General features: G+C 63.5%; 1 protein-coding gene and 1 pseudogene. Both read left to right on the top strand.

Annotated elements, in window-relative coordinates; genetic code table 11:
- Window positions 1-278, top strand: a pseudogene (locus IVA80_RS14650) (chitooligosaccharide deacetylase NodB); the annotation flags it as partial.
- Between the two features lie 14 nt (window positions 279-292).
- Window positions 293-1,478, top strand: a 1,186-nt coding sequence (nodC, locus tag IVA80_RS14645) for a chitooligosaccharide synthase NodC (RefSeq protein WP_247430923.1), incomplete at its 3' end; no start/stop codon positions are given.

The following is a 1,478-nucleotide window of genomic DNA, read 5'->3' as shown; positions in this document are numbered from 1 at the left end:
CCCTCGCCGCGTCGGCGAAGGCCGAACTGGCAGCCCTGCACTGGTCAGTCGACCCGCAAGACTGGTCTCGTCCTGGCGCCGAGGCGATTGTTGCCGCGGTGCTGGCCTCGGTCCGGCCGGGGGCAATCGTGCTCCTGCACGACGGGTGCCCTCCCGACGAGTTGGAACGCTGCGCTCACTCTGGTCGGCGCGAGCAGACTGTGACGGCGCTCGCCCAGCTCATTCCAGCACTGCATGACTGTGGATTCGCAATCCGGTCGCTTCCTCAAACTCACTGAATAGATCAATTCCCATGAGCCTGCTTGCCACCATCAGCACCGTTGCTGTTGCCTCCTACGCGTTGCTCTCCAGCGTCCATAAGAGCGCGCAGGCGCTTTATGCGCTGCGAACCGACGCCTCACTGCCGCCGTACGATCCGGTCGACACCGGTGCTCTGCCCAGCGTGGATGTCATCGTGCCCTGCTTCAACGAGGACCCGCGCACGCTGGCGGCCTGCCTGAAGTCTCTCGCAAGCCAGGACTACCCAGGGCGATTGCAGGTCTATGTGGTCGATGACGGCTCTGCAAATGTCGCTGCAGTGGCCCCGGTCCATGGGAGCTACGCATATGACCCGAGGTTCAACGTCATTCTGCTGCCGAGCAACGTTGGAAAGCGCAAGGCGCAGATCGCAGCGATACGCCGGTCGTTCGGCGATCTCGTGCTCAATGTCGATTCCGACACGGAAATCGCCAGCGACGTGGTCAGCAAGCTCGTACGCAAGATGCAGGATCCAGCCGTCGGCGCGGCCATGGGGCAATTGACGGCCAGCAACCGGAACGACAGCTGGCTGACCCGATTGATCGACATGGAGTACTGGTTGGCTTGCAACGAGGAGCGCGCGGCGCAGACGCGCTTTGGTGCCGTCATGTGCTGCTGCGGGCCGTGTGCCATGTACCGCCGCTCCGCGCTGCTGTTGCTACTGGACCAGTACGAGACGCAGTTCTTCCGGGGAAAGCCGAGCGACTTCGGTGAGGACCGCCATCTGACGATCCTCATGCTCAAGGCAGGGTTTCGAACCGAGTACGTTCCGGACGCCATCGCCGCCACGGTGGTCCCGGACAGGCTCTTGCCCTATCTGCGGCAACAGCTCCGCTGGGCGCGGAGCACTTACCGCGACACGCTGCTGGGTTTGCACCTGTTGCCCGCCCTGGACCGGTACCTTACGCTCGACGTGCTCGGACAGAACCTCGGGCCGCTGCTGCTCGCCATCTCATCGATTGCCGCGCTCGCTCAGCTCGCGCTCACTGGCACCGTGCCCTGGTGGACCGGTCTGACCATCGTCGCGATGACCATGATTCGATGCAGCGTGGCGGCCCTTCGTGCCGGCGAGCTTCGATTTATCGGCTTCTCGCTGCACACCCCGATCAACATCTTCCTCCTGCTCCCGATGAAAGCCTATGCGCTCTGTACCTTGAGCAACAGCGACTGGCTCTCGCGCA

This window comes from Bradyrhizobium sp. 139 (assembly GCF_023074175.1).
In the GTDB taxonomy this organism is placed as follows: domain Bacteria; phylum Pseudomonadota; class Alphaproteobacteria; order Rhizobiales; family Xanthobacteraceae; genus Bradyrhizobium.
Note: the sequence above shows the minus strand (reverse complement) of the source record. Positions and strands in the feature narration are given on the sequence as shown.